The organism is Mesorhizobium sp. M1006, assembly GCF_040318825.1.
GTDB lineage: Bacteria > Pseudomonadota > Alphaproteobacteria > Rhizobiales > Rhizobiaceae > Mesorhizobium.
Genome location: NZ_JAMYMZ010000016.1, coordinates 55202 through 76235, shown reverse-complemented (window position 1 = coordinate 76235; position 21034 = coordinate 55202). Strand labels below are relative to the sequence as shown.

Genomic DNA, 21034 nt, shown 5'->3' with positions numbered 1-21034 from the left:
TGCGACCGCCGCCGAGTTGGCCTTGAAAGTTCCTTCGGCAATCTTCCGCTTGCGATCAAACCGGCTTCGGCCTAAGTCACCGGCGATCCCCGGAGACATCTATGGCAGGCACATCCCAACACGGCAAAGCGTTCATCCGTCCGAAGAAGAAGGCCCACCTTCTTGTCATCGAGGCGCGCTTTCACGACGACCTTGCCGACGCGTTGCTCGAAGGCGCGACAAAGGCCCTCGAGGAAGCGGGCGCGACATACGACGTCGTCACTGTTCCGGGCTCGCTCGAAATCCCGGCGGTGATTTCCTTCGCGCTCGACGGTGCCTCCGAAGGCGGGACGAACTATGACGGCTTCGTCGCCCTCGGCACGGTGGTCCGCGGCGACACCTATCATTTCGATATCGTCGCCAATGAATCCAGCCGTGCCCTGATGGACCTGTCCGTGCAGGATGCGGTCTGCATCGGCAACGGCATCCTGACCACCGAAAACGACGAACAGGCCTGGACACGGGCCAGGCGTTCGGAAGGCGACAAGGGCGGCTTTGCGGCGCGTGCGGCGCTGACCATGATCGCTCTAAAGGAACAGTTGGGAGAGCGAACGTGAGCGAACCCGCTTCGCCCGGCCAGCCTGCGGTTCGCCATGCCAACAAGCGCGGTGCTGCCCGTCTGGCCGCCGTGCAGGCGCTCTACCAGATGGACGTCGCCGGCAGCGGTGTGTTTGAGATCACCGCCGAATACGAGGCGTTCAGGCTCGGCAAGGAAGTCGACGGCGCGCTCTATCGCGAAGCCGATGCGCAATGGTTTCGTGCCATTCTTGCCGGCGTTGTCGAGCACCAGAAGACCATCGATCCAGTCATTCGACAGGCGCTGACCGAGGACTGGCCTCTGTCGAGGCTCGATTCCACGTTGCGCGCCATATTGCGCGCCGGCGTCTACGAGTTGATGCAGCGCGAGGACGTGCCGGTGGCGGTCATCGTCTCCGAATATGTCGACATCGCCAAGGCATTTTACGAGGAAGACGAGCCGAAACTGGTCAATGCGGTGCTTGATCGCGTGTCGCGCCGGGTGCGTGGCGAGGGCCGCGGCAAGGACGCCTCATGACTGCTATCGTCGCCGTTGGGGCGGGCAAGGAAGCGCGTCGCACCGCCTTCATCCTCGCAGCCTCGCAGGCGATCATCGGCTCGGCCGCACCCATCGCCATTTCCATGGGCGGATTGGCCGGGCAGTACCTGCTCGATGCTGACAAGTCGCTGGCAACCGCGCCGATCACCGGTTTCAATGTCGGCGTGGCGCTCGGTTCCCTGCCGGCCGCGGCGATCATCCGCCGGCTCGGCCAGCGCGACGGCTTCATGACCGGCACAGCGGTCACGGCGCTTGGCGGGCTGGTCGCCACGCTGGCGCTGTTTCATCCCAGCTTCTGGCTATTCGCTTTCGGCTTGGCCGTGATCGGCATCGGGGGCGCTTTCGTCCAGCAGTTCCGCTTTGCCGCCGCCGACAATGCGCCGCCTGAATTCAAGGCGCGCGCCATCTCCTTCGTGCTGGCCGGCGGCATCGTCACCGCCATCCTTGGACCGCAGATCGTCATCTTCACCGGCGATCTGTTCTCGCCGGTGAAGTTTGCCGGCTCGTTTGCGTCCATCCTGGTGCTGGCGGCGGTCGGCGCCGCCATTCTCTCTTTGTTGCGCATCCCGGCCAAGGCAACCGACAAGGTGGAAATTTCCGACAGCGACGCCCGGCCGCTCTCGGAAATTGTCACCAGGCCACGCTTCGTCGCGGCGTTGTTTTGCGCCATCGGCAGCTACGCACTGATGAGCTTCGTGATGACCGGCGCGCCGCTGGCCATGGTCGGCTGCGGCCTTTCGACCGACGACGCCACGCTCGGCATTTCCTGGCACGTCATGGCGATGTTCGCGCCGAGCTTCTTCACGGGGTCGCTGATCTATCGCTTCGGCGCTGAGCGGATCGTGGCCATCGGCCTGGTGCTGCTGATTGGCTGCGCCATAGTGGCGCTGTCAGGGTTGGCACTGTGGCAGTTCTGGACGGCGCTGATCCTGCTCGGCCTTGGCTGGAACTTCAGCTTCATCGGTGCCACCGCCATGGTGGCCGACAGCTACCAGTCATCCGAAAAAGGCAAGGTCCAGGGGTTCCACGATTTCGTCCTGTTCGGCTCCGTCGCCTTCGCCTCACTGATGTCGGGGGCGGTCTACAATGCCTGGGGCTGGGAGATGCTGAACTGGATGATTTTCCCGGTCGTCGCGCTGTGCTTCGTGGCACTGGGCGTGTTGAAGATGACGGGCCTGCGCGCGGCCAACTGACGTCACCCTGTCGGGACGTCGCGGCAGCGGATTCACTCACATCCGAACAAAATTATTGCGCCCATCCCCCCTCTTATGAAACCGTGTACCCCGACGGGGCATCGAAGCCATGCTCATATGCGGCAGCCGTATTCCGGTTCACAGCAAGGGATTTGTGAGATGTTTTCAATCAAGATTCTGGCCGGCGCTGTACTAGCGCTCGGAATTGCGTTGGCCTCGGCGAGTGCCCAGGTGGTGGTGTCGTCGAAGATCGACACCGAGGGCGGTGTGCTCGGCAATATCATCCAGCTGGTGCTGAACGCCAATAATATCCAGACCACCGACCGCATCCAACTCGGCGGCACGCCCGTGGTACGCAAGGCGATTACAGCCGGCGAGATAGACATCTATCCGGAATACACCGGCAACGCCGCCTTCTTCTTCGAGAAGGCCGACGATCCGGTGTGGAAAGACGCCGCCAAGGCCTACGAGACTGCCAAGAAGCTCGACTACGACGCCAACAAGATCGTCTGGCTGTCACCGTCACCGGCCAACAACACCTGGGCGATCGCCCTGCGCAAGGAGGTCGCCGATACCAATAAGCTCGTCACCCTTTCCGACTTCGGCAAATATGTCTCGGGCGGCGGCAAGGTGGTGCTGGCGGCCTCCGCCGAGTTCGTCAATTCGGCGGCCGCGCTGCCCGCTTTCCAGAAGACCTATGGCTTCACGCTGAAGCCGGACCAGTTGATCACGCTGTCGGGCGGCGACACGGCGGCCACCATTGCCGCTGCGGCCAACCAGACCAACGGCGCCAACGCCGCCATGGTCTACGGCACCGACGGCGGCATCGCGCCCTCCGGCCTCGTCGTGCTTGGGGACGACAAGGGTGTGCAGCCGGTCTACCAGCCGGCGCCGATCATCCGCGAGGCGGTGCTGAAGGAGCATCCCGAAATCGAGACGCTGCTGAAGCCGGTGTTCGCCAAGCTCGATCTCGTCACGTTGCAGGAGTTGAACGGCCGCGTGCAGGTCGGCGGCGAGCCGGTCAAGGGCGTCGCCGAGGACTTTTTGAAAAAGAACGGCTTCCTGAAGTAAGGCGATTCCGGCGCTCCGCTTTCGAGGTGCGCCGGATCGGCCGATGGGGGAGGGCGTGCGCATCCGGTTCGACAAGCTCGGCGTGGTCATCGCGGCGATATCAGCCTATGCGGCTTTTGCGGCACCATTCGCCACGTTCCGCGCCAATCGCATCGTACCCGGCGAGGCGCGCTCGATCCTCGAATCTTTGCCTGCGACCGTCGGTCCGCTGTTGATGGCGATTGTCGTCGCAGCAGCGCTCATTGCGCTGCTGAAAACGCCGCTTGTTCTGCGCCTCGCCGCCAGTGTGGTTGCGCTTGCGGCGCTGGCGCTGCTGATCGGCATCGCCGGCAGTTTCCTGACACCTGCCGGCAACACCTTCGCCCGTATCTCGCCGGCTTCGGGCTTTTGGCTGCTTATCTTCGCCTTCACGCTTCTGCTCGCCGACGTGCTTACGCGGCTGAACCTGTCGCCGCAGGCACGGATCGGCGTGCTTGTTGTCGCCGCCGCGGCGATCGGGCTGCTGCTCGTCTCGGGAAGCTGGAACAGCCTGTCGATCCTCAAGGAATATTTCAATCGCTCCGATAGTTTTTGGGCGGAAGGCTCCAAGCATGTGACGCTGGCGCTGGGTTCGCTGGCGGCAGCGGTGATTATCGGCCTGCCGCTCGGCATCCTCTGCCATCGCGTCGAGAAATTGCGGGCCGGCGTGCTCAACGTGCTGAACATCATCCAGACCATTCCTTCGATCGCGCTGTTCGGCCTCTTAATCGCACCGCTCGGCTGGGTAGCTTCGCATGTGCCGGGTGCTGCCGCGCTCGGCATCCGCGGCATCGGCACAGCGCCGGCTTTCGTCGCCCTGTTCCTCTATTCACTGCTGCCGGTAGTGGCCAACACCGTGGTCGGCCTTGCCGGTGTGACGCGTGCCGCCAACGACGCAGCGCGCGGCATGGGCATGACCGACCGCCAGCGGCTGTTCGGCGTCGAGTTTCCGCTGGCTTTCCCGGTGATCCTCACCGGCATCCGCATCGTGCTGGTGCAGAATATCGGCCTCGCCACAATTGCCGCGTTGATCGGCGGCGGCGGCTTTGGCGTGTTCGTATTCCAGGGGGTCGGCCAGACGGCGATGGACCTGGTGCTGCTCGGTGCTGTTCCGACGGTGGTGCTGGCCTTCGCCGCTGCCATCATCCTCGATGCAGTGATCGAAATGAGCGCCAGCAAGCGCAGGGTTGAAACGGCATGATCGAGATCGAAGGCATCACCAAGCGCTACGGCGAGACGACAGTCGTCGACGACGTGTCGATAGTAATCGAGCCGCGCAGCATCGCCGTCATCGTCGGCACCTCCGGCTCCGGCAAGACGACGCTGCTTCGCATGATAAACCGGCTGGTCGAGCCGACATCGGGCATGATCAAGCTCGACGGCGTCGACAACCGCTCGGTCCCGGATTATGAGCTGCGTCGCAGCATCGGCTATGCCATCCAGGGCCACGGCCTGTTTCCGCATCGCACGGTGGCGCAGAACATCGCCACTGTGCCGGTATTGCTCGGCTGGGGCGCCAACCGCATCAAGGCCCGCGTCGACGAGCTGATGACGCTATACCAGCTCGACCCGCAAGCCTACGGGCCACGCTATCCGCATGAGCTTTCCGGCGGCCAGCAGCAGCGCGTCGGCGTCGCCCGGGCGCTTGCCGCGGAACCCAACGTGCTGTTGATGGATGAGCCGTTCGGCGCGCTCGACCCGATCATCCGCAACAAGGCGCAGGAGGATCTGCTGGCGATCCAGAAACGCTTCGGCACCACCATCATCCTCGTCACCCATGACATGGAAGAGGCCGTTCACATGGGCGACAAGATCGCGGTGATGGATGGCGGCAAAGTAGTGCAATATGCCGCGCCGGCCGAGATACTGGCGAAACCGGCCAGCGCGTTTGTCGAGACCCTGGTTGGCGCCAGTGAAAGACCGTTCCGGCTGTTGTCGCTTGGCCGGGTGCGCGACGCGGTGGAAAAAGGCACGGCCGAAGGCGAGGCGATCCCCGGTGACGCCAGCCAACGCGACGCGTTGGCCGAACTCCTGTGGTCGGGCCGCCCGGCACTTCCGGTGAAAGATTCTGACGGCAAATCGCTTGGCCGCGTCACTGTGGACGGACTGGTTAAGCGTGCGGCGAGGCCGGCATGAAAGCCTGGCTTCCGTCGCTGCTCAGGCTGGCCTTGGTAGTAGTGCTTATTGCCTTCGTCACCAATCCCGGCTGGTTCGAACCGCTGCTGAAGCCGCTGACAGAGAACAACGCGCCGGTAATCTACAATCAGGGCAGCCTTTTGACGTTGACGCTGCTGCATCTGCGGACCGTGCTGATCGCGACGGTTGCCGCGACGATCGTTGCGGTCGCGCTCGCCATTCTGGTCACCAGGCCAGCCGGCGCCGAATTCCTGCCGCTGTCGCGCAGCCTGGTCAATATCGGCCAAACGTTTCCGCCGGTGGCGGTGCTGGCGCTTGCCGTGCCGGCCGTCGGCTTCGGCGAAAAGCCGACGCTGATTGCGCTGTTTCTCTACGGACTGCTGCCGATCTTTGAGAATGCGCTGACCGGCCTGACGACGCTGCCGGCCAACGTAGTCGAGGCGGCGCGTGGCGCCGGCATGACCGGCTGGCAAAGACTGGTCAAGGTCGAGCTGCCGCTCAGCGCGCCGATCATTCTCGGTGGTATCCGGCTGTCGGTGGTGATCAGCCTCGCCACCGCGACCATCGGCTCGACGGTAGCGGCGAGGACACTGGGCGAGGTGATCATCGCAGGCCTGCTGTCGAACAACCTCGCCTTCATCCTGCAGGGTGGCCTGATCGTCGCCGCCCTTGCCGTGCTGATCTATGACGGGCTGTCGGCGGTCGAGCGCTATACCGCCCGGCGCATGGGACGCGAGCCCGAGTAGCGTCTCGGGGCGAAGTTCGCTCTTTTTTCAGTGGCCGGTCGACCGCGTCGGATGATCGAGCGTCAGTTCCAGCGTTGTGCCCGTCTCGCCGGTGATCCAGCGGCGGCAGATGATGGCGAAATCGTGCTGTGTGTCGGCTCTAACCACAGAGACCAAGTCGCCCACCGCGCAATCACTGTCGAGATCGAGGGCTTCGACAGTCTCGGCAATGTCTTGCTTGCCGGCATAATGTCTCGCAACGGCTGTGAGCACGATGATCACTGGCCCACCCGTTGCGCGATCTTCGGGACTCGGCGATTGATGAGTGCGATGCCCCGATCTTTCAGCAGGAGTTCTTGCCATGACCGCGCGTTTCTCCAAGATCGTCATGTGTTTGTGTCTGGCGGCTTTCGCCTTCCTCGTCGCCTTCGGCAACATCACCGATTACGGCTCAAACTTCGCCTTTGTCCAGCATGTGCTGAGCATGGACACGACCTTTCCCGGCAATGCACTGATGTACCGCTCGATCACCAACCCGTCGCTGTGGACGGCTGGCTACTGGCTGATCATCATTGGCGAGGCGCTGACCTGCCTGCTTTACCTAATCGCCGCCTGGCAACTCTGGCAGGCGCGCAACGCCAGCGGACAGGCTTTCAACGATGCCAAGAAGTTCGCCATCATTGCCGCCACAATGGGCTTCTTCGTTTGGTATTTCGGCTTCATGGTCGTTGGCGGCGAGTGGTTCGCCATGTGGCAGTCTTCGACTTGGAATGGTCAGGAGGCGGCGTTCAAATTCTACATCACCATGCTGCTGGTGCTGGTCTTCGTCGTCCAGCCGGACGGCGACCCGCGTAAAGCCTGACCACTGTTCGCCGATTTCAACCGATCTAACCGGATGGCAGTGTCGACAGGCGCTGCCGTCCAGCCTTTTGGGCGAAACCCGGGATCTTTTGGGCGAAAGCCGGACAGGAACGGAACAATATCTTGACGTTCCGAGCCCTGTTTCGCATAAGCCGCTGCGAAGGGACGGATTCCGGTTGCGGAAAATTCGTCCCCTGTCTCAACGGCCCGGGGAGGGGTTCTTTTGGGCCACCAATCGAGGAAAATTCGGCAATGACCATAATTTCAGCTGTCATCGCCTGCGGTCTGCTTTCAGTCCTTTACGCCATCTGGGCGACACGTTCGGTCCTCGCGGCCGATCAGGGCAATGCACGCATGCAGGAAATTTCCGCGGCCATCCGCGAAGGCGCTCAGGCTTATCTGGCGCGCCAGTACACCACCATCGCCATCGTCGGCGTCGTGGTCCTGCTGCTTGCCTGGTGGCTGCTTTCGATCACCGCGGCCATCGGCTTCCTGATCGGCGCCGTTCTATCGGGTGCCGCTGGCTTCATCGGCATGCACGTCTCGGTGCGCGCCAATGTGCGCACCGCGCAGGCGGCTTCCAACAGCCTCGCTGCCGGTCTCGAGATCGCCTTCAAGTCGGGCGCCATCACTGGCATGCTGGTTGCTGGCCTGGCCCTGCTCGGCGTCTCGATCTACTACCTGATCCTGACCCAGTTCATGGGTCTGCAGCCAAACGATCGCGTCGTCATCGACTCGCTTGTTTCGCTCGGCTTCGGCGCCTCGCTGATCTCGATCTTCGCCCGTCTCGGCGGCGGCATCTTCACAAAAGGCGCCGACGTCGGCGGCGATCTTGTCGGCAAGGTTGAAGCCGGCATTCCCGAGGACGATCCACGCAATCCGGCCACCATTGCCGACAACGTCGGCGACAATGTCGGCGATTGCGCCGGCATGGCCGCCGACCTGTTCGAGACCTATGCGGTGACCGTGGTCGCCACCATGGTCCTCGCCGCCATCTTCTTCGGTGGCACCGACGTTCTCGGCGCGGCCATGCTCTATCCGCTGGCCATCTGCGGCGCCTGCATTCTCACCTCGATCGTCGGCACTTTCTTCGTCAAGCTCGGTTCCAGCGGCTCAATCATGGGTGCGCTCTATAAGGGCCTGATCGTCACCGGCCTGCTGTCAATTGTCGGCCTTGCCGTGGCCACCTCGGCATGCATCGGCTGGGGTGAGATCGGCACCGTCGCCGGCATGACCATCACCGGCACGAACCTGTTCATCTGCGGCCTTGTCGGCCTTGCGGTGACCGGACTCATCGTGGTGATCACCGAATATTATACCGGCACCAACAAGCGTCCGGTGAACTCCATCGCCCAGGCCTCGGTCACCGGTCACGGCACCAATGTCATCCAGGGCCTCGCGGTCTCGCTGGAAGCGACGGCGTTGCCGGCGATCGTCATCGTCGGCGGCATCATCTCGACATACCAGCTCGCCGGCCTCTACGGCACGGCGATCGCGGTGACGACGATGCTTGGCCTCGCCGGCATGATCGTCGCGCTCGATGCCTTCGGCCCGGTCACCGACAATGCCGGCGGCATTGCCGAAATGGCCGGCCTACCCAAGGAAGTGCGCCAGTCAACCGACGCGCTCGACGCTGTCGGCAACACCACCAAGGCGGTAACCAAGGGCTACGCCATCGGTTCGGCTGGCCTCGGCGCGCTGGTGCTGTTCGCGGCCTACTCTAACGACCTGAAGTTCTTTGCCGCCAATGGCGACAAATACCCCTACTTCCAGGGTATGGGCGACGTCTCCTTCGATCTCTCCAATCCTTACGTCGTCGCCGGCCTGATCTTCGGTGGCCTGATCCCGTATCTGTTCGGCGGCATCGCCATGACCGCCGTCGGCCGCGCCGCGGGTGCTATCGTCCAGGAGGTGCGCAAGCAGTTCCGGGAGGATCCGGGCATCATGGCCGGCACCTCGAAGCCGAACTATGCGCGCGCCGTCGACCTTCTGACCAAGGCAGCGATCCGGGAGATGATCGTTCCGTCATTGCTGCCGGTGCTGGCGCCGCTGGTGGTCTATTTCGGCGTCCTCCTGATCTCCGGTTCGAAGGCATCCGCCTTTGCCGCGCTTGGCGCCTCGCTGCTCGGCGTCATCGTCAACGGCCTGTTCGTCGCCATCTCGATGACCTCCGGCGGCGGCGCCTGGGACAACGCCAAGAAGTCGTTCGAAGATGGTTTCGTCGACAAGGACGGCCTCAAGCACCTCAAGGGCTCCGAAGCGCACAAGGCTTCGGTGACCGGCGACACGGTCGGCGATCCCTACAAGGATACTGCCGGCCCAGCGGTCAACCCGGCGATCAAGATCACCAACATCGTCGCGCTGCTGTTGCTGGCCGTTCTCGCGCACGGCTAAGCTCGGTCGCTATGGCCTTAAGACAAAAACCCGCGGGATCGCTCCCGCGGGTTTTTCATTGCCTGAGATATGCCGCTTACAGGGAAGCGAAAGGAACGGAAGGAAGCCGACACCCTCGGGTGGATCAGGAGCCGCCGAGCGTGCTGCCGCCGCTGGCGCCGGGAACACCAGGCGCCAGCTTGCTGGCGCCACTGATGATCTGGCTGAGGAAGTTCTGGTCCTTGCCGCCGGTCGGCGTGGTGCGCGAGATGAAGTCGAACACCTTGCCGTCCTTCAAGCCGTAATTGGCGATCTGGGTGACGCGCCCGTCATCGCCAAAATAGACCGCCAGCACATGCTGGTCGACCAGCCGCGGCTTGTCGAAGGCGACATAGCGCTTGCGCGTCTGAGAAATGTAATAAAAGGCCTCGTTATCGAAGGTCGCCTTCGTCGAGGGAGTGCCGAGCGCCAGCAGCACCTGTTCGCGGCTTGAGCCGACCGGCACCAGGTCGATCGCCTGCTGGTCGATGACGTAGCCTTGCGTCAGCGTCTCGCTCGGATTGAGATCGCCGATCATCTTAGACGAATTGCAGGCGGAAAGCGCCGCAGCGATCACCAGCAGCGAAACCGCACCGCCGGGCCTGGGCAGGAAAGTCGACTTGAATTTCAGCGCGCGCAACTACAACTCCATAAGCTGGCCGCAACTTGCGCTGGGCCGCAAAACCGGTAAACCAGCTTGCTTGCCGATGCAACAAGGCCACTTCAACAAACGGTCCCGGGAGACCACCCTCAAATGTTCCAGCGCCTCTTTGGCCGCGAACGACATGCCAACCGCGCCATCACCGAGGCGCTTTACGCACAAATCGTGGCGGCGGCGCGGCAAACGGTGTTTTATTCCGCCTGGAACGTACCGGACACGCCGCTCGGCCGCTTCGAGATGCTGTCGTTGCACATGTTCCTGTTTCAGCACCGGTTGCGCGGCGAGGGCGGTGCTGCGGCAGAGGTTGCGCAGGTGCTGATCGACGAGTTCTTCATGGATGTCGAACATTCGTTGCGTGAATTGGGCATTGGCGACGTCGGCGTGCCGAAGCGAATGCGGAAACTGGCGAAAATGTTCTATGGCCGTACCGCCGCCTATGATGATGCGCTGCAAAGAAATGACCATGATGCACTCGCCGTCGCCCTTGCCCGCAATGTCAGGCCGGATGCCGGCGCCTGGCCGCAAGCGTCGCAACTGGCACTCTATGCCGCCGATGCATCAAGGCAACTCGCGGAACAGCCGACCGAATCGATCGTTTCCGGAACGGTGTCATTTCCCGTGGCCAACGCTTGAGCGACGGCAGGCCGATGAAGGTGGCGAAGTGGAGGCGAAGATGAAACACTCTGATACCCACAGCCCAGTGTCATTCCTGGCAAATGTCGCCCGGCTGCCGCAAAAGGGGCTGCCGGTGGTGATCGATGCCGACGCTGGGCAGCGCGCCCTGCTGGCCGTCGAGCACGAGCTGCTTTCGGTCGAGAATTATCGCGCCGAACTCCTGGTCGAGCCCTGGAAACGCAACGGGGTGAAAGTCAGCGGCCATGTCGAGGCCGATATAACGCAGGCCTGCATCGTCACCCTCGACCCGGTCGAGGCGCATATCGACGAGCCGGTCGAAGCGCTGTTCCTGCCGGAGCAATCCAAGCTCGGGCGGCAAGGTTTCGACGGCGGCGGTGAGATCCTGCTCGACGCCGAAGGCCCCGACAGCCCGGAAACCTTTTCCGGCGATGCGATCGACGTCGGGGCGCTTGCCGAGCAGTTCTTTGGCTTGGCGATCGATCCATATCCGCGCAAGCCGGGTGTATCGCTGGAGGCCGCCGGCGATGCCGAGCCTGTGGAGAATGAATTCCAGCAAAAGCTCAGATCACTGTTGGGAAAATCCTGATGGCTGACCCAATTTGAGAAAAGTTGGTTGTGCGGCAGCCCAAAACCGTTATTTTCGCCGAACCTTCGCGAGCCCGCACCTTGGCAAGCCCGCTGGCCAATCAACCGTGAGATGAACACCGCGTGATCAGGATTTCCATCGATGCCATGGGCGGCGATCACGGGCCAAGCGTGGTCATCCCGGCGCTCATGACTGTCGCCACCCGCCGTCCGGATATACGCTTCGTCATTTATGGGCGCGAAGAAGTGGTACGGCCCGAACTCGCCAAATTCCCCAAGCTGGCGGAAGTGAGTGAGTTCGTGCACTGCGAGATCGCAGTGCGGATGGACGACAAGCCGAGCCAGGCGCTGCGCCATGGCCGCTGGAAGTCATCGATGTGGAAGGCCGTCGAGGCGGTCAAGGCAGGCACTGCCGACGCCTGTATCTCGGCCGGCAATACCGGCGCGCTGATGGCAATGTCCAGATTCTGCCTTCGCACCATGGCGACCATCGATCGCCCGGCAATCGCGGCGCTCTGGCCGACATTGCGCGGCGAGAGCGTGGTGCTGGACGTCGGCGCCACCATTGGCGCGGATGCGCATCAACTGGTTGACTTTGCCATTCTGGGCACCGGCATGGCGCGCTCTGTTTTCGGCATCGAACGGCCGAGCGTCGGCCTGCTCAATGTCGGCGTCGAGGAGATCAAGGGCCAGGAAGAGGTCAAGGAGGCGGGTCGTATGTTGCGCGAGGCCAACATGGCCTCGATGAACTACCATGGCTTTGTCGAGGGTGACGACATCGGCAAGGGCAGTGTCGACGTCGTCGTTACCGAGGGATTTGCCGGCAACATCGCGCTGAAGACGGCGGAAGGCACCGTTAGGCAGATCGCCGGCTATCTGCGCGCGGCGATGAACCGGACGCTGATGGCCAGGATCGGCTATATCTTCGCCAAGACCGCCTTCGATCGCCTGCGCGAGAAGATGGATGTCGGCCGCTCCAATGGCGGCGTCTTCCTCGGATTGAACGGCATCGTGGTGAAGAGCCATGGCGGGGCTGATTCGGATGGCTTCGCGGCGGCGATCGAGCTTGGCTACGACATGGTGCGCAACAATCTGCTTGACCGCATCGAAGCCGATCTCGACCTGTTCCATGCCCGCAATCCGAATGCCCAGACAATCCGGAAATCCGACGTCGTCATCGACGCAAAGGAATAGGAAAGAGCATTGATCAGATCCGTCGTGCGCGGCACGGGCGCCGCGCTGCCCCGCCGCATTATGAAGAATGCCGATTTCGAAGGCATGGTCGAGACGTCGGACGAGTGGATCGTCCAGCGCACCGGCATTCGCCAGCGCCACATTGCGGCCGACGACGAGACGACGGCCTCGCTGGGCGAGGCGGCAGCGCGCGCGGCCCTCGACAGCGCCGGCCTGACGGCTGACGATATCGACCTGATCGTGCTGGCGACCTCGACGCCCAACAACACCTTTCCCGCGACCGCGGTCGAGATCCAGAACCGGCTCGGCATGCACCACGGTTTTGCCTTCGACCTGCAGGCGGTCTGCTCCGGCTTCGTCTATGCAGTGACGACCGCCGACCTCTATATCCGCGGCGGCTTGGCCAGACGGGTACTGGTGATCGGCTCGGAAACATTTTCGCGTATTCTCGACTGGAACGACCGCTCGACCTGCGTTTTGTTCGGCGACGGCGCCGGCGCGATGGTGCTGGAAGCAGGCACGGGGGCAGGCGGCATCGCCGACCGAGGCGTTCTGGCGGCCAGCCTGCGCTCCGACGGCATCCACAAGGACAAGCTTTTTGTCGACGGTGGGCCGTCGACCACCGGAACGGTCGGGCACCTCAGGATGGAAGGCCGCGAAGTGTTCAAGCATGCGGTCGGCATGATCACCGACGTCATCGAGGCGACGTTCGCACAGGCCGGCATCGGCGCCGCCGATCTCGACTGGTTCGTGCCGCATCAAGCCAATAAACGAATTATTGACGCTTCGGCCAAAAAGCTCGGGATAGAGGAGCGGAAGGTGGTGGTGACCGTCGATTTGCACGGTAATACCTCGGCAGCTTCCGTGCCGCTGGCACTGTCCGCAGCCGTCGCCGACGGTCGCATCAAAAAGGGTGACCTGGTACTGCTCGAGGCGATGGGCGGCGGCTTCACCTGGGGTGCCGTCCTGCTCCGCTGGTAAGTGCCGAACTATCGGGTTCGGGTCCTTGACCTTGACGGATCAATTACTTAGGTTCTGCCGTTGCTTGTATCGATTTATGTTTTTGAGCTGATGGGACGGGTCGTATGGGGGGAAAGACACTTACGCGCGCCGACCTCGCCGAAGCCGTTTACCGCAAGGTTGGGCTGTCACGTACTGAATCGGCCGAGCTTGTCGAGGCGGTGCTGAATGAGATCTGCGAGGCGATCGTTCGCGGCGAGACGGTGAAGCTGTCGTCCTTCGCGACCTTCCACGTCCGCTCCAAGAACGAGCGCATCGGGCGCAATCCCAAGACCGGTGAGGAAGTGCCGATCCTGCCGCGCCGGGTGATGACCTTCAAGTCGTCGAACGTACTGAAGAACCGTATCCTGCGCTCCCATCAAAACAGCAAAGCCAAGGGCAGCAAGTAGCCGTCCAATCCCCCTTTGCCAAGAATCATGCTCCAGGCTTCGGTTGAAAAATGAACCCTGCTTTTGCGCCGGGCTTGAATATTGTTTCATAAACCGCTGAAATAAGATGCGATTCGGTAGGCCGGATCGGTATTTGGGTGTGATCCGTTCCGCCGGGACGGAAAGCTGCTCTCTTTGTTAAGCGTGATGTCGCCCGAACCCGGTTCCCGCCTTTCGCGATCATGCTCTAGCGTGAGGATTCGTCCATGGACAAGAGCCCTGATGCTTTCCGCACCATCAGCGAGGTCGCGGAGGATCTGGATTTGCCGCAGCACGTGCTGCGTTTCTGGGAGACGCGTTTCAACCAGATCAAGCCGATGAAGCGCGGCGGCGGTCGCCGCTACTACCGTCCGCAGGACGTCGAACTGATCAAGGGTATTCGTCATATGCTCTACGACCAGGGCTATACGATCAAGGGCGTGCAGAAGCTGTTGCGCGAGAACGGCAACCAGTTTCTGATCGCCGTCGGCAGTGGCGACATGGCGGCGGTCGAGGCGATCTCGCAGCGCCGACAGGCCGACACGGTACCGCTGACGCAAGCGGCGCAGCCGCGCGGCCCGGACGACGAAATGCTGGTTGGCCAGCCGAGGGTGAAACCCAGCCGTCGTTTTTTCGGCATAGGCAAGACCGACGAGGAAGGTCCGGTTCCGCCGGACACGTCAAAACTTTCCCGTGACAATCGCGCGTTGCTGCAGGAGGCGCTGTTCGACCTCCTGGAATGCAAGCGCCTGCTCGATCAGGTTCGCTAGAGCCCGCCGGGTTGACCGGAACGGTCTTCAGGGTCACGCGTTAGGCTTCCTTCTGCAGATGAAGGAAGCACGTCATGGCATCGCTTTCGAGCATCTCCGACACCGATCTCAACAAGCAGGTCGCGGCCTTGGCCAGGGAACTGGCCACCTTGAAGAAAGCCGTGTTGAAGCAGGGCGGCGCCTTTTACGAAGACGGGCGCGATACCGCGTCGGATTACTATTCGGATATCACTGAGCGGCTCGGCAACGCCTTGCCGGCAATCAGAAGGCAAGGCCGGGCGATCGAGAAGACCGCCCGAGATCACCCGGCGACGGCGGCCGCTGTCGGGCTGGTTCTGGTCGGGCTTGTCGCCAGTCTGTTCCTCGGCGGCCGGCAGCAAAACGCGCCGCGAGCGCGTTCAAGGTCGGCACGTTAAGAAAAGCAAATGGCGGTGGTCAGCGGACCGCCGCCATTTTTCGCCGACACGGCAAACCCGGCAAGCGCGCCGCCCTTGATCCAGGACCAGAACGCCTGACTGCGGGTTGTTCGCCCGAGGGTGTTTTCAGTACTTCTTCGCGACAACCTTCTTGTGATGGTGGCGGTAGTGGTGGACGCGGTGATGGTAGTGATGGCGGTGATGCTTCTTGACGGTGGTGTGCATCGTCGTCGCATTCGCGCTGCTTGCGCCGATGATCGGCATCGAGAGGGCAAGTGCGATTGCAAGTCCAAGGGCGGAGAGAAGAGGCTTCTTCATGACATCGTTTCCTTTTTGCGCAGGCGGAATTTGAGCGTCACTGATTCAGGTCGGTGACTCGAGCGCTGCGGTTGGGACTATCGCCTTGGAGTTTTTCGGCAGTTTCTCCGGCCTGTAGAATTTTGTTTCCGAACTGTGTCTGCTGAGGATCCGGCCAGATGTCAGCTCGCCGGCATCCGCCATCCATTCCGGCGTCGGTTCACGATGCCGTGACGCTATCTTTGATGCTTGGCAAATCACCGGCGAGCGGGCATTCTCCCGATCGTCTCAGGCAACAACATGATTTGATCTAACTCTTTCATCCCACGGAGTTGCCAATGCCCCAAATAGCAAAACGCGAACCTTATTCCGAACTGGCGGCGAGCGCGGTTACGCCTGAACGCAGTGCCGTCCGAACCGCCCGGGAAGCCCGTGGATACAGCATCGAAGAGCTGTCCCTGGCGTGCGGGCTGGCAGCCTATGAGATTGCCGACGTTGAAAGCGGCAAGGATGCCGATCCCTCGAAACGTCGGCGTATTGCCTCCGCGCTTCAACTTCCGGAAAGCGCTCTGTTTGACGAAGCCGTGTTGCCTGCCAAAAGGCGATCCGTGTCGTAGCGACGTGTCATGCTTTTATTCCACGAGCTCGCCATGGGTCGCCCTGGCGGGCTTCGTTTTTTCGGCCACGTAGTGGACTTGCCGGCCGCCACGGCGACGCCAGACGGAAATTGCTGGAGATGAGCCTCGAATCCGTTCGCGCCTTCTTCGCCGCACACGCGCCCGACATTGACGTCATCGTCACGGAGGCAAGCTCGGCGACGGTGGCTCTGGCCGCCGAAGCGCATGGCGTAGCGCCGGCGCAGATTGCCAAGACGATCTGCTTGCGCGCCGGCGACCAGACGATGCTGATCGTGGCCAGCGGGATCTCCAGGCTGGACAATCGCAAATTCAAGGACCGGTTTGGTGGCAAGGCGCGAATGCTGGACGCCGACCAGGTGCTCGCCGCGACCAACCATCCCGTCGGTGGGGTGTGCCCGTTCGGCCTACCGGCGCCGCTCCCGGTCTACTGCGACATCTCGCTGCGCGCCTTTGACGAGGTCGTCCCGGCGGCAGGCGCGACGAATGCCGCCGTGCGGCTCAGCCCGCAACGCCTGGCCGAACTCGTCGACGCCGAGTGGGTGGATGTGTGCCAGTAGCGATTTATCCGGGTCGTGGAATCCGCTGAGCGTTACCGCTACTCGGTCTTCTGTGGCTCTTCTTTCTTGATCGTCTGAGCGTCCGTGACAGTCGACATATCGGCCTTCTCGACGCTTGCTGTCTTCGTCTGCGTGTCGACCGATGCCTGAACCTTGGAATGCGCGGGGCAATCCGCAGAGGCAGCTGATATGGACATGGTCAGTGCCGCGGCTATTGCGAGGAATGTCTTCATGATCATTCTCCTCTTTCGTTCGATGGGTAAAGTTAGCCCGTCTGGCACCGACCGCAAAATCACATTTGTTCACACGCGCTCCTGCGCACACGGAAGCCGACGCTGGGCCAGTGATTCAAATGGCTGCGCGGATAGCCGCTTGCCGTATCAAGGCCCACTGGCTCCGGCCGGAGGATTTTTGGCGTTAAAGATCTCGCCGCTCAGAGCCAGTCTCAAATCTTCGGCGCTGAGCTGACCACTTTCAAATAAATCCATCACTCTGCGGCCGAGCACTTCTCTGCCTGGATCTCCATCAGCGAGGCCTAGTTCACGGCATCGGGCATCAAGTGCCTTGGTCAACATGGTCAGCTCGGCAGGACAGGCAACTCCTTGAAGCGACATTGCATCTCTCCCGAAAAGGGCGAAAGCGCGTGGCATCTTCGTAGCGTCCGCTCGCCCTTACAACTGCGGACGACGGCAATTCAACTAGAGCCAACCTTTTTCGAACTCAACATTCAAACGTACCAAAACGCCGCGCGCTCCAATGCGAGGATCCTGCTACAATACGGTATGGCCGTCCGAATAGCGGTTGTCCTCGCGCTTCTTTTCGCCTTCGCCTACGGTTTCGCAAAACTCGCGGAACATTATCGCAGCGTTGGCGACAGGCCCTCTCCGTGTGAAGAATTGCCCTATCCTGATTGTCCTGACCAAAAAGCTCCTCCCCGGGAAGAAACTGAGCCTTGAGCGCGCGCCTGTTCAGGCCAGGCCAGCCGTCGGGATTGAATTAGTTCTTTCCAACCGACGGTTGGTGGACGCATTGCAGCTGATGCGCCTAGGGTTCAGTACGATCCGCGCGCACCGGGCATGCCCAACCCCCGAGTCACCCCTGCCTGATGCAAGGCGCCTGATCGAGTCCCGCCGTTCTGGCATGTGCGGCGGGACCTTTTCTCACGATAAAGGTTGGCGTACGCAGCAAAGCTTACCTAGCCATTACCGCGCGGTTTCTCGGTGGGCTTCTGGCTAGACGCCAGCCTCCGTGCCTCGCGCACGAGTGATGCGTGATCGGTTCCCTCGATGAGATCACGCCTGCGTATGTTGCGCTGCTGCAGTGCGGCTATCGTCTGTACAGCCAGTTTTGGGGGAAAACTGGCTAAGCCTTTGGATTTTGATGGTCGGAGTGGCCGGATTCGAACCGACGACCCCTTGACCCCCAGTCAAGTGCGCTACCGGGCTGCGCTACACTCCGGACCGGTCGCGATGTATCGTGATAGACCGGGTCCGGTCAACCGAATTCGGTTGCTGTCTTGCCTGAAGCAACCGCGACGGGGATTGCCGGTCGCTGCGTCGCCCGCAGCTGCCACTGGTGGCGGTATTCGAGCGCGATGGCACCCCAGATCAAGCCGAGCAGCAGGTAGACGTGGCGCCAGTGGTCGATGTCGATGAAGGTGCCGAGCCCGATATTGCCGATGAAGGCGACGTAGGCGCATAGAAGATAAGGCTGCCACGGCCGGTCGCGCAGCAGAATGCGGAAGCCGGCGGCGATCGTCCAGCACGTCAGCGTCAGGAACGACACGAAGCCGAGCCAGCCGTAATCCATCAGCATCTTCAGCCAGATGTCGTGCGTGTCCTCGCCGAAGATCTTGCCGAAGACGAGCGGGCCGATGCCGAAAGGATGCTCCAGTGCCATCTGAAAGCCGATCGTATAGCGGGCGAAGCGGCCGAGCCGGGCGGTGTCGTAGCTTTGTTCGAGCTGTGCGCGGTTCGAGAACATTTCGGCGACTCCTGGCAGTTGCAGGATGACGATCGTTGCGATGACCAGCAGTCCGACGGCGGCGATGGTCATGACGACGACGCGCAGCCTGAACTTGCCGCTGGCGCTCTGCAGGAACAAGGCACCGGTCAAAAGGATCGCCGAAACGGCGAACATGCCCCAGGCGCCGCGCGAAAAGGAAAAGAAGATGCCGGCGGTGATGATCAGCAGCGGCATAGCCAATAGAGGCATGCGCGCGACCGAGCCGGTAAGCAGCAGATAGAGCAGGTAGATGCCCGGCAGCACCAGGAACGGACCGAACACGTTCGGGTCCTGGAAGGCGCCGGCGGCACGGTCGTATTTGGTGAAGATCTCGGCTCCTGGAAAGGCATCGAAATAGCCGGCTATGCCGACCAGCGAAGTCAGCACCGCCGACACCACATAGGCGACGAAGATCACCCGGTAGAGACTGGGCCGGACGGCCGTTACCGAAGCGAAAAAAACCGCGGTTAAGGCCAGGAACAGCGAGACGGCGAGATAGAGCGGCGTGCCGGCGAGGTCCGACATCTGCGTCATCGAGATCATGCCGCCGATGTTCATGATCACCAGCAGCACCAGCAGCGGCACCGCCGCGCGTTGTATGCGCAGGCCGAACAAGGGCCACACCACGATCAGCCCGACCATATAGAGGTCGTATGGCGCCGGTTCATCGATGACGAAGCCCGACAGGAAAACACCGAGGAAAACCGCCCCCGAAGCAATCAATGCAATCAGCTTGGCGTTGACCGCCGTCGCGGGCAATTCATAGGCCGTCGCGCTCAATACGCGTTTTCCGTATTGAGCAGGCGGATCGGCGTCAGGAACAGGATTCTGAGGTCGAACAAGAGCGACCAGTTCTCGATGTAATAGAGGTCGTATTCCGTCCGCATGCGAATCTTCTCGTTGGTGTCCATCTCGCCGCGCCAGCCATTGATCTGCGCCCAGCCGGTCACACCGGGTTTGACCTTGTGGCGAGCGAAATAGCCGTCGACCACTTCATTGTAGAGGAGGTTGTGCGACTGCGCGGCAATGGCGTGCGGGCGCGGCCCGACCAGCGACAGCGAACCGAACAGCGAATTGAAGAACTGCGGCAGTTCGTCGACCGAGGTCTTGCGGATGAAGCGGCCGACGCGGGTGACGCGCGGATCGTTCTTGGTCACGGTCTGTTTGGCCGTCGGGTCCGCCTTGTCGGTATACATCGAACGGAACTTGTAGACGTCGATGATCTCGTTGTTGAAGCCGTGCCGCTTCTGATGGAACAGCACCGGCCCCTTGCTGTCGAGTTTGATCGCGATTGCGGTCGCCAGCATCACCGGCGAGAACACGATGATGCCGATGATCGAAAAGACAATGTCGAAGGCGCGCTTGGCGACCGAATCCCAGTCGTTGATCGGCTTGTCGAAAATATCGAGCATCGGCACCGAGCCGATGTAGGAATAGGCGCGCGGCCTGAACTGCAGCGCGTTCGAATGCGCCGATAGCCGGATGTCGACCGGCAGCACCCACAGCTTCTTCAATAACTGCAGCACGCGCGATTCGGCGGTCAGCGGCAGCGATACGATCAGCATGTCGATGCGCGCGATGCGGGCAAATTCGATGAGTTCGGAAATTGTACCGAGCTTGGGATAACCGGCGACAACGGGCGGCGACCGCTTGTCGCCGCGGTCGTCGAAGATGCCGCAGATGCGGATGTCGTTGTAGGGCTGCCTTTCGACCGAGCGGATCAATACCTCCGCCGCCTTGCCGCCGCCGACGATGACGGCGCGGCGCTCCATCCGCCCGTCGCGCGCCCAGCGCCGGATCAGCTTCGACATCACCAGTCGGAGACCCAGGATCAGCACGAAACCGACGACGAACCATGTGCCGAAGAGCAGGCGCGAATAGTCTTCGGACATTTTCATGGTGAAGGCGGTGAGCGCCATCAAGGCGAATGTTCCGGCCCAGACCAGCAAGAGACGGCCGAAATTGGCGATCGGCCGCATCAGCGCGACGATCTGGTAGCGGTCGGTGACGTCGAACAGAACGACCGCGAGGAACGAGGTGGCGGCGATCGTCAGTGAGTATTGCCAGGCAAGATAGTTGAAAAAGCCGACATAATAGAAATAGACGGCAAGACCTGAGACCAACAGCAGCGCGAATTCCACCATGCGCAGGACGCCGCTCACCATGATCGGCGACATCGTATCGCGCCGGTATTGCGAGGCGACCTGGCGGGCAACATCGTTCATGCCGCCGGCCGTATTGTTCTCGGCAGGGGCGTCGAATTTGCGCACCGCGTCTAGCGAAAAACGGCGCGCTGGGTCGATTTCGTTCATGGGGCGT

25 protein-coding genes and 1 tRNA gene are annotated in these 21034 nt (G+C 62.0%); 18 read left to right on the top strand and 8 right to left on the bottom strand.

Annotation, left to right across the window (positions count from 1 at the left end):
* Nucleotides 1–101 precede the first annotated feature (101 nt).
* From ribH to NKH60_RS17410, 7 genes are all read left to right on the top strand, one after another.
* Nucleotides 102–596 (top strand): 6,7-dimethyl-8-ribityllumazine synthase, encoded by a 495-nt coding sequence (gene ribH / locus NKH60_RS17440; protein ID WP_352449305.1) that lies wholly within the window; start codon nt 102–104, stop codon nt 594–596.
* Nucleotides 593–1093: a transcription antitermination factor NusB gene (gene nusB / locus NKH60_RS17435; RefSeq protein ID WP_352449306.1), complete on the top strand. Its 501-nt coding sequence runs from the start codon at nt 593–595 to the stop codon at nt 1091–1093. The genes ribH and nusB overlap by 4 nt, the downstream gene beginning before the upstream one ends.
* Nucleotides 1090–2307 (top strand): MFS transporter, encoded by a 1218-nt coding sequence (locus NKH60_RS17430; protein WP_352449307.1) that lies wholly within the window; start codon nt 1090–1092, stop codon nt 2305–2307. Before nusB ends, NKH60_RS17430 begins: the two co-directional genes overlap by 4 nt.
* 159 nt (nt 2308–2466) lie before the next feature.
* A complete protein-coding gene (gene osmF / locus NKH60_RS17425; protein ID WP_352449308.1) occupies nt 2467–3378 on the top strand; it encodes a glycine betaine ABC transporter substrate-binding protein OsmF in 912 nt (303 codons plus the stop codon).
* Nucleotides 3379–3421: 43 nt separating this feature from the next.
* Nucleotides 3422–4597 carry an ABC transporter permease gene (locus NKH60_RS17420; protein WP_352833339.1) on the top strand — a complete coding sequence of 392 codons (1176 nt, stop codon included), beginning with the start codon at nt 3422–3424 and terminating at the stop codon, nt 4595–4597.
* Nucleotides 4594–5532, top strand: coding sequence for an ABC transporter ATP-binding protein (locus tag NKH60_RS17415; RefSeq protein WP_352833336.1), 939 nt, complete (start codon nt 4594–4596; stop codon nt 5530–5532). Before NKH60_RS17420 ends, NKH60_RS17415 begins: the two co-directional genes overlap by 4 nt.
* Entirely contained in the window at nt 5529–6278 is a 750-nt protein-coding gene (locus tag NKH60_RS17410; RefSeq protein WP_352746346.1) for an ABC transporter permease, read from the top strand. The genes NKH60_RS17415 and NKH60_RS17410 overlap by 4 nt, the downstream gene beginning before the upstream one ends.
* Nucleotides 6279–6305: 27 nt before the next feature.
* On the opposite strand, the gene NKH60_RS17405 is transcribed toward NKH60_RS17410, so the two are convergent.
* Nucleotides 6306–6539: a hypothetical protein gene (locus tag NKH60_RS17405; RefSeq protein ID WP_352746349.1), complete on the bottom strand. Its 234-nt coding sequence runs from the start codon at nt 6537–6539 to the stop codon at nt 6306–6308.
* 79 nt (nt 6540–6618) lie between these two features.
* Between NKH60_RS17405 and NKH60_RS17400 the strand changes: the two genes are divergently transcribed.
* Together NKH60_RS17400 and NKH60_RS17395 are read left to right on the top strand one after the other, a co-directional pair.
* Nucleotides 6619–7119: a DUF2165 family protein gene (locus NKH60_RS17400; RefSeq protein ID WP_352449313.1), complete on the top strand. Its 501-nt coding sequence runs from the start codon at nt 6619–6621 to the stop codon at nt 7117–7119.
* Nucleotides 7120–7370: 251 nt separating this feature from the next.
* The gene (locus tag NKH60_RS17395; protein ID WP_352449314.1) at nt 7371–9512 is read left to right on the top strand and encodes a sodium-translocating pyrophosphatase; all 2142 of its coding nucleotides are present in this window, start codon (nt 7371–7373) and stop codon (nt 9510–9512) included.
* Between the two features lie 124 nt (nt 9513–9636).
* Here the strand turns inward: NKH60_RS17395 and NKH60_RS17390 are convergent, their stop codons facing one another.
* Entirely contained in the window at nt 9637–10170 is a 534-nt protein-coding gene (locus NKH60_RS17390) for an outer membrane protein assembly factor BamE (RefSeq protein ID WP_352449315.1), read from the bottom strand.
* 114 nt (nt 10171–10284) lie between these two features.
* Here NKH60_RS17390 and NKH60_RS17385 point away from each other — a divergent pair, with 114 nt between their 5' ends.
* From NKH60_RS17385 to NKH60_RS17355, 7 genes are all read left to right on the top strand, one after another.
* Nucleotides 10285–10824: a ubiquinol-cytochrome C chaperone family protein gene (locus tag NKH60_RS17385; RefSeq protein WP_352501523.1), complete on the top strand. Its 540-nt coding sequence runs from the start codon at nt 10285–10287 to the stop codon at nt 10822–10824.
* Nucleotides 10825–10864: 40 nt separating this feature from the next.
* Nucleotides 10865–11413, top strand: a complete 549-nt coding sequence (locus tag NKH60_RS17380; RefSeq protein ID WP_352833331.1) for a YceD family protein — start codon at nt 10865–10867, stop codon at nt 11411–11413.
* A 122-nt stretch (nt 11414–11535) separates the two neighbouring features.
* Nucleotides 11536–12606, top strand: coding sequence for a phosphate acyltransferase PlsX (gene plsX / locus NKH60_RS17375; protein ID WP_352472001.1), 1071 nt, complete (start codon nt 11536–11538; stop codon nt 12604–12606).
* A 9-nt stretch (nt 12607–12615) separates the two neighbouring features.
* Nucleotides 12616–13587 (top strand): beta-ketoacyl-ACP synthase III, encoded by a 972-nt coding sequence (locus NKH60_RS17370; RefSeq protein WP_023674509.1) that lies wholly within the window; start codon nt 12616–12618, stop codon nt 13585–13587.
* A gap of 104 nt (nt 13588–13691) precedes the next feature.
* Nucleotides 13692–14015 (top strand): integration host factor subunit alpha, encoded by a 324-nt coding sequence (locus NKH60_RS17365; RefSeq protein WP_023717292.1) that lies wholly within the window; start codon nt 13692–13694, stop codon nt 14013–14015.
* A gap of 245 nt (nt 14016–14260) precedes the next feature.
* A complete protein-coding gene (locus tag NKH60_RS17360; protein ID WP_023674511.1) occupies nt 14261–14803 on the top strand; it encodes a MerR family transcriptional regulator in 543 nt (180 codons plus the stop codon).
* Between the two features lie 74 nt (nt 14804–14877).
* A complete protein-coding gene (locus tag NKH60_RS17355; RefSeq protein WP_352501526.1) occupies nt 14878–15219 on the top strand; it encodes a hypothetical protein in 342 nt (113 codons plus the stop codon).
* Nucleotides 15220–15345: 126 nt separating this feature from the next.
* Here the strand turns inward: NKH60_RS17355 and NKH60_RS17350 are convergent, their stop codons facing one another.
* Entirely contained in the window at nt 15346–15537 is a 192-nt protein-coding gene (locus NKH60_RS17350; RefSeq protein ID WP_023674514.1) for a hypothetical protein, read from the bottom strand.
* Nucleotides 15538–15854: 317 nt separating this feature from the next.
* Here NKH60_RS17350 and NKH60_RS17345 point away from each other — a divergent pair, with 317 nt between their 5' ends.
* Nucleotides 15855–16133 carry a helix-turn-helix domain-containing protein gene (locus NKH60_RS17345; RefSeq protein ID WP_352471998.1) on the top strand — a complete coding sequence of 93 codons (279 nt, stop codon included), beginning with the start codon at nt 15855–15857 and terminating at the stop codon, nt 16131–16133.
* Nucleotides 16134–16252: 119 nt separating this feature from the next.
* The gene (locus tag NKH60_RS17340) at nt 16253–16711 is read left to right on the top strand and encodes a YbaK/EbsC family protein (protein ID WP_352770045.1); all 459 of its coding nucleotides are present in this window, start codon (nt 16253–16255) and stop codon (nt 16709–16711) included.
* Nucleotides 16712–16749: 38 nt separating this feature from the next.
* Here the strand turns inward: NKH60_RS17340 and NKH60_RS17335 are convergent, their stop codons facing one another.
* From NKH60_RS17335 to NKH60_RS17315, 5 genes are all read right to left on the bottom strand, one after another.
* Complete coding sequence (locus NKH60_RS17335) at nt 16750–16944, bottom strand: hypothetical protein (RefSeq protein ID WP_023674517.1); 195 nt, start codon at nt 16942–16944, stop codon at nt 16750–16752.
* Nucleotides 16945–17091: 147 nt separating this feature from the next.
* Nucleotides 17092–17325 (bottom strand): hypothetical protein, encoded by a 234-nt coding sequence (locus NKH60_RS17330; RefSeq protein ID WP_352471996.1) that lies wholly within the window; start codon nt 17323–17325, stop codon nt 17092–17094.
* Nucleotides 17326–18092: 767 nt separating this feature from the next.
* A tRNA-Pro gene (locus NKH60_RS17325) sits at nt 18093–18169 on the bottom strand.
* Between the two features lie 36 nt (nt 18170–18205).
* Entirely contained in the window at nt 18206–19495 is a 1290-nt protein-coding gene (locus NKH60_RS17320; RefSeq protein WP_352833325.1) for an O-antigen ligase family protein, read from the bottom strand.
* Nucleotides 19492–21027 (bottom strand): undecaprenyl-phosphate glucose phosphotransferase, encoded by a 1536-nt coding sequence (locus NKH60_RS17315; protein ID WP_352770039.1) that lies wholly within the window; start codon nt 21025–21027, stop codon nt 19492–19494. The genes NKH60_RS17320 and NKH60_RS17315 overlap by 4 nt, the downstream gene beginning before the upstream one ends.
* Nucleotides 21028–21034: the final 7 nt, after the last annotated feature.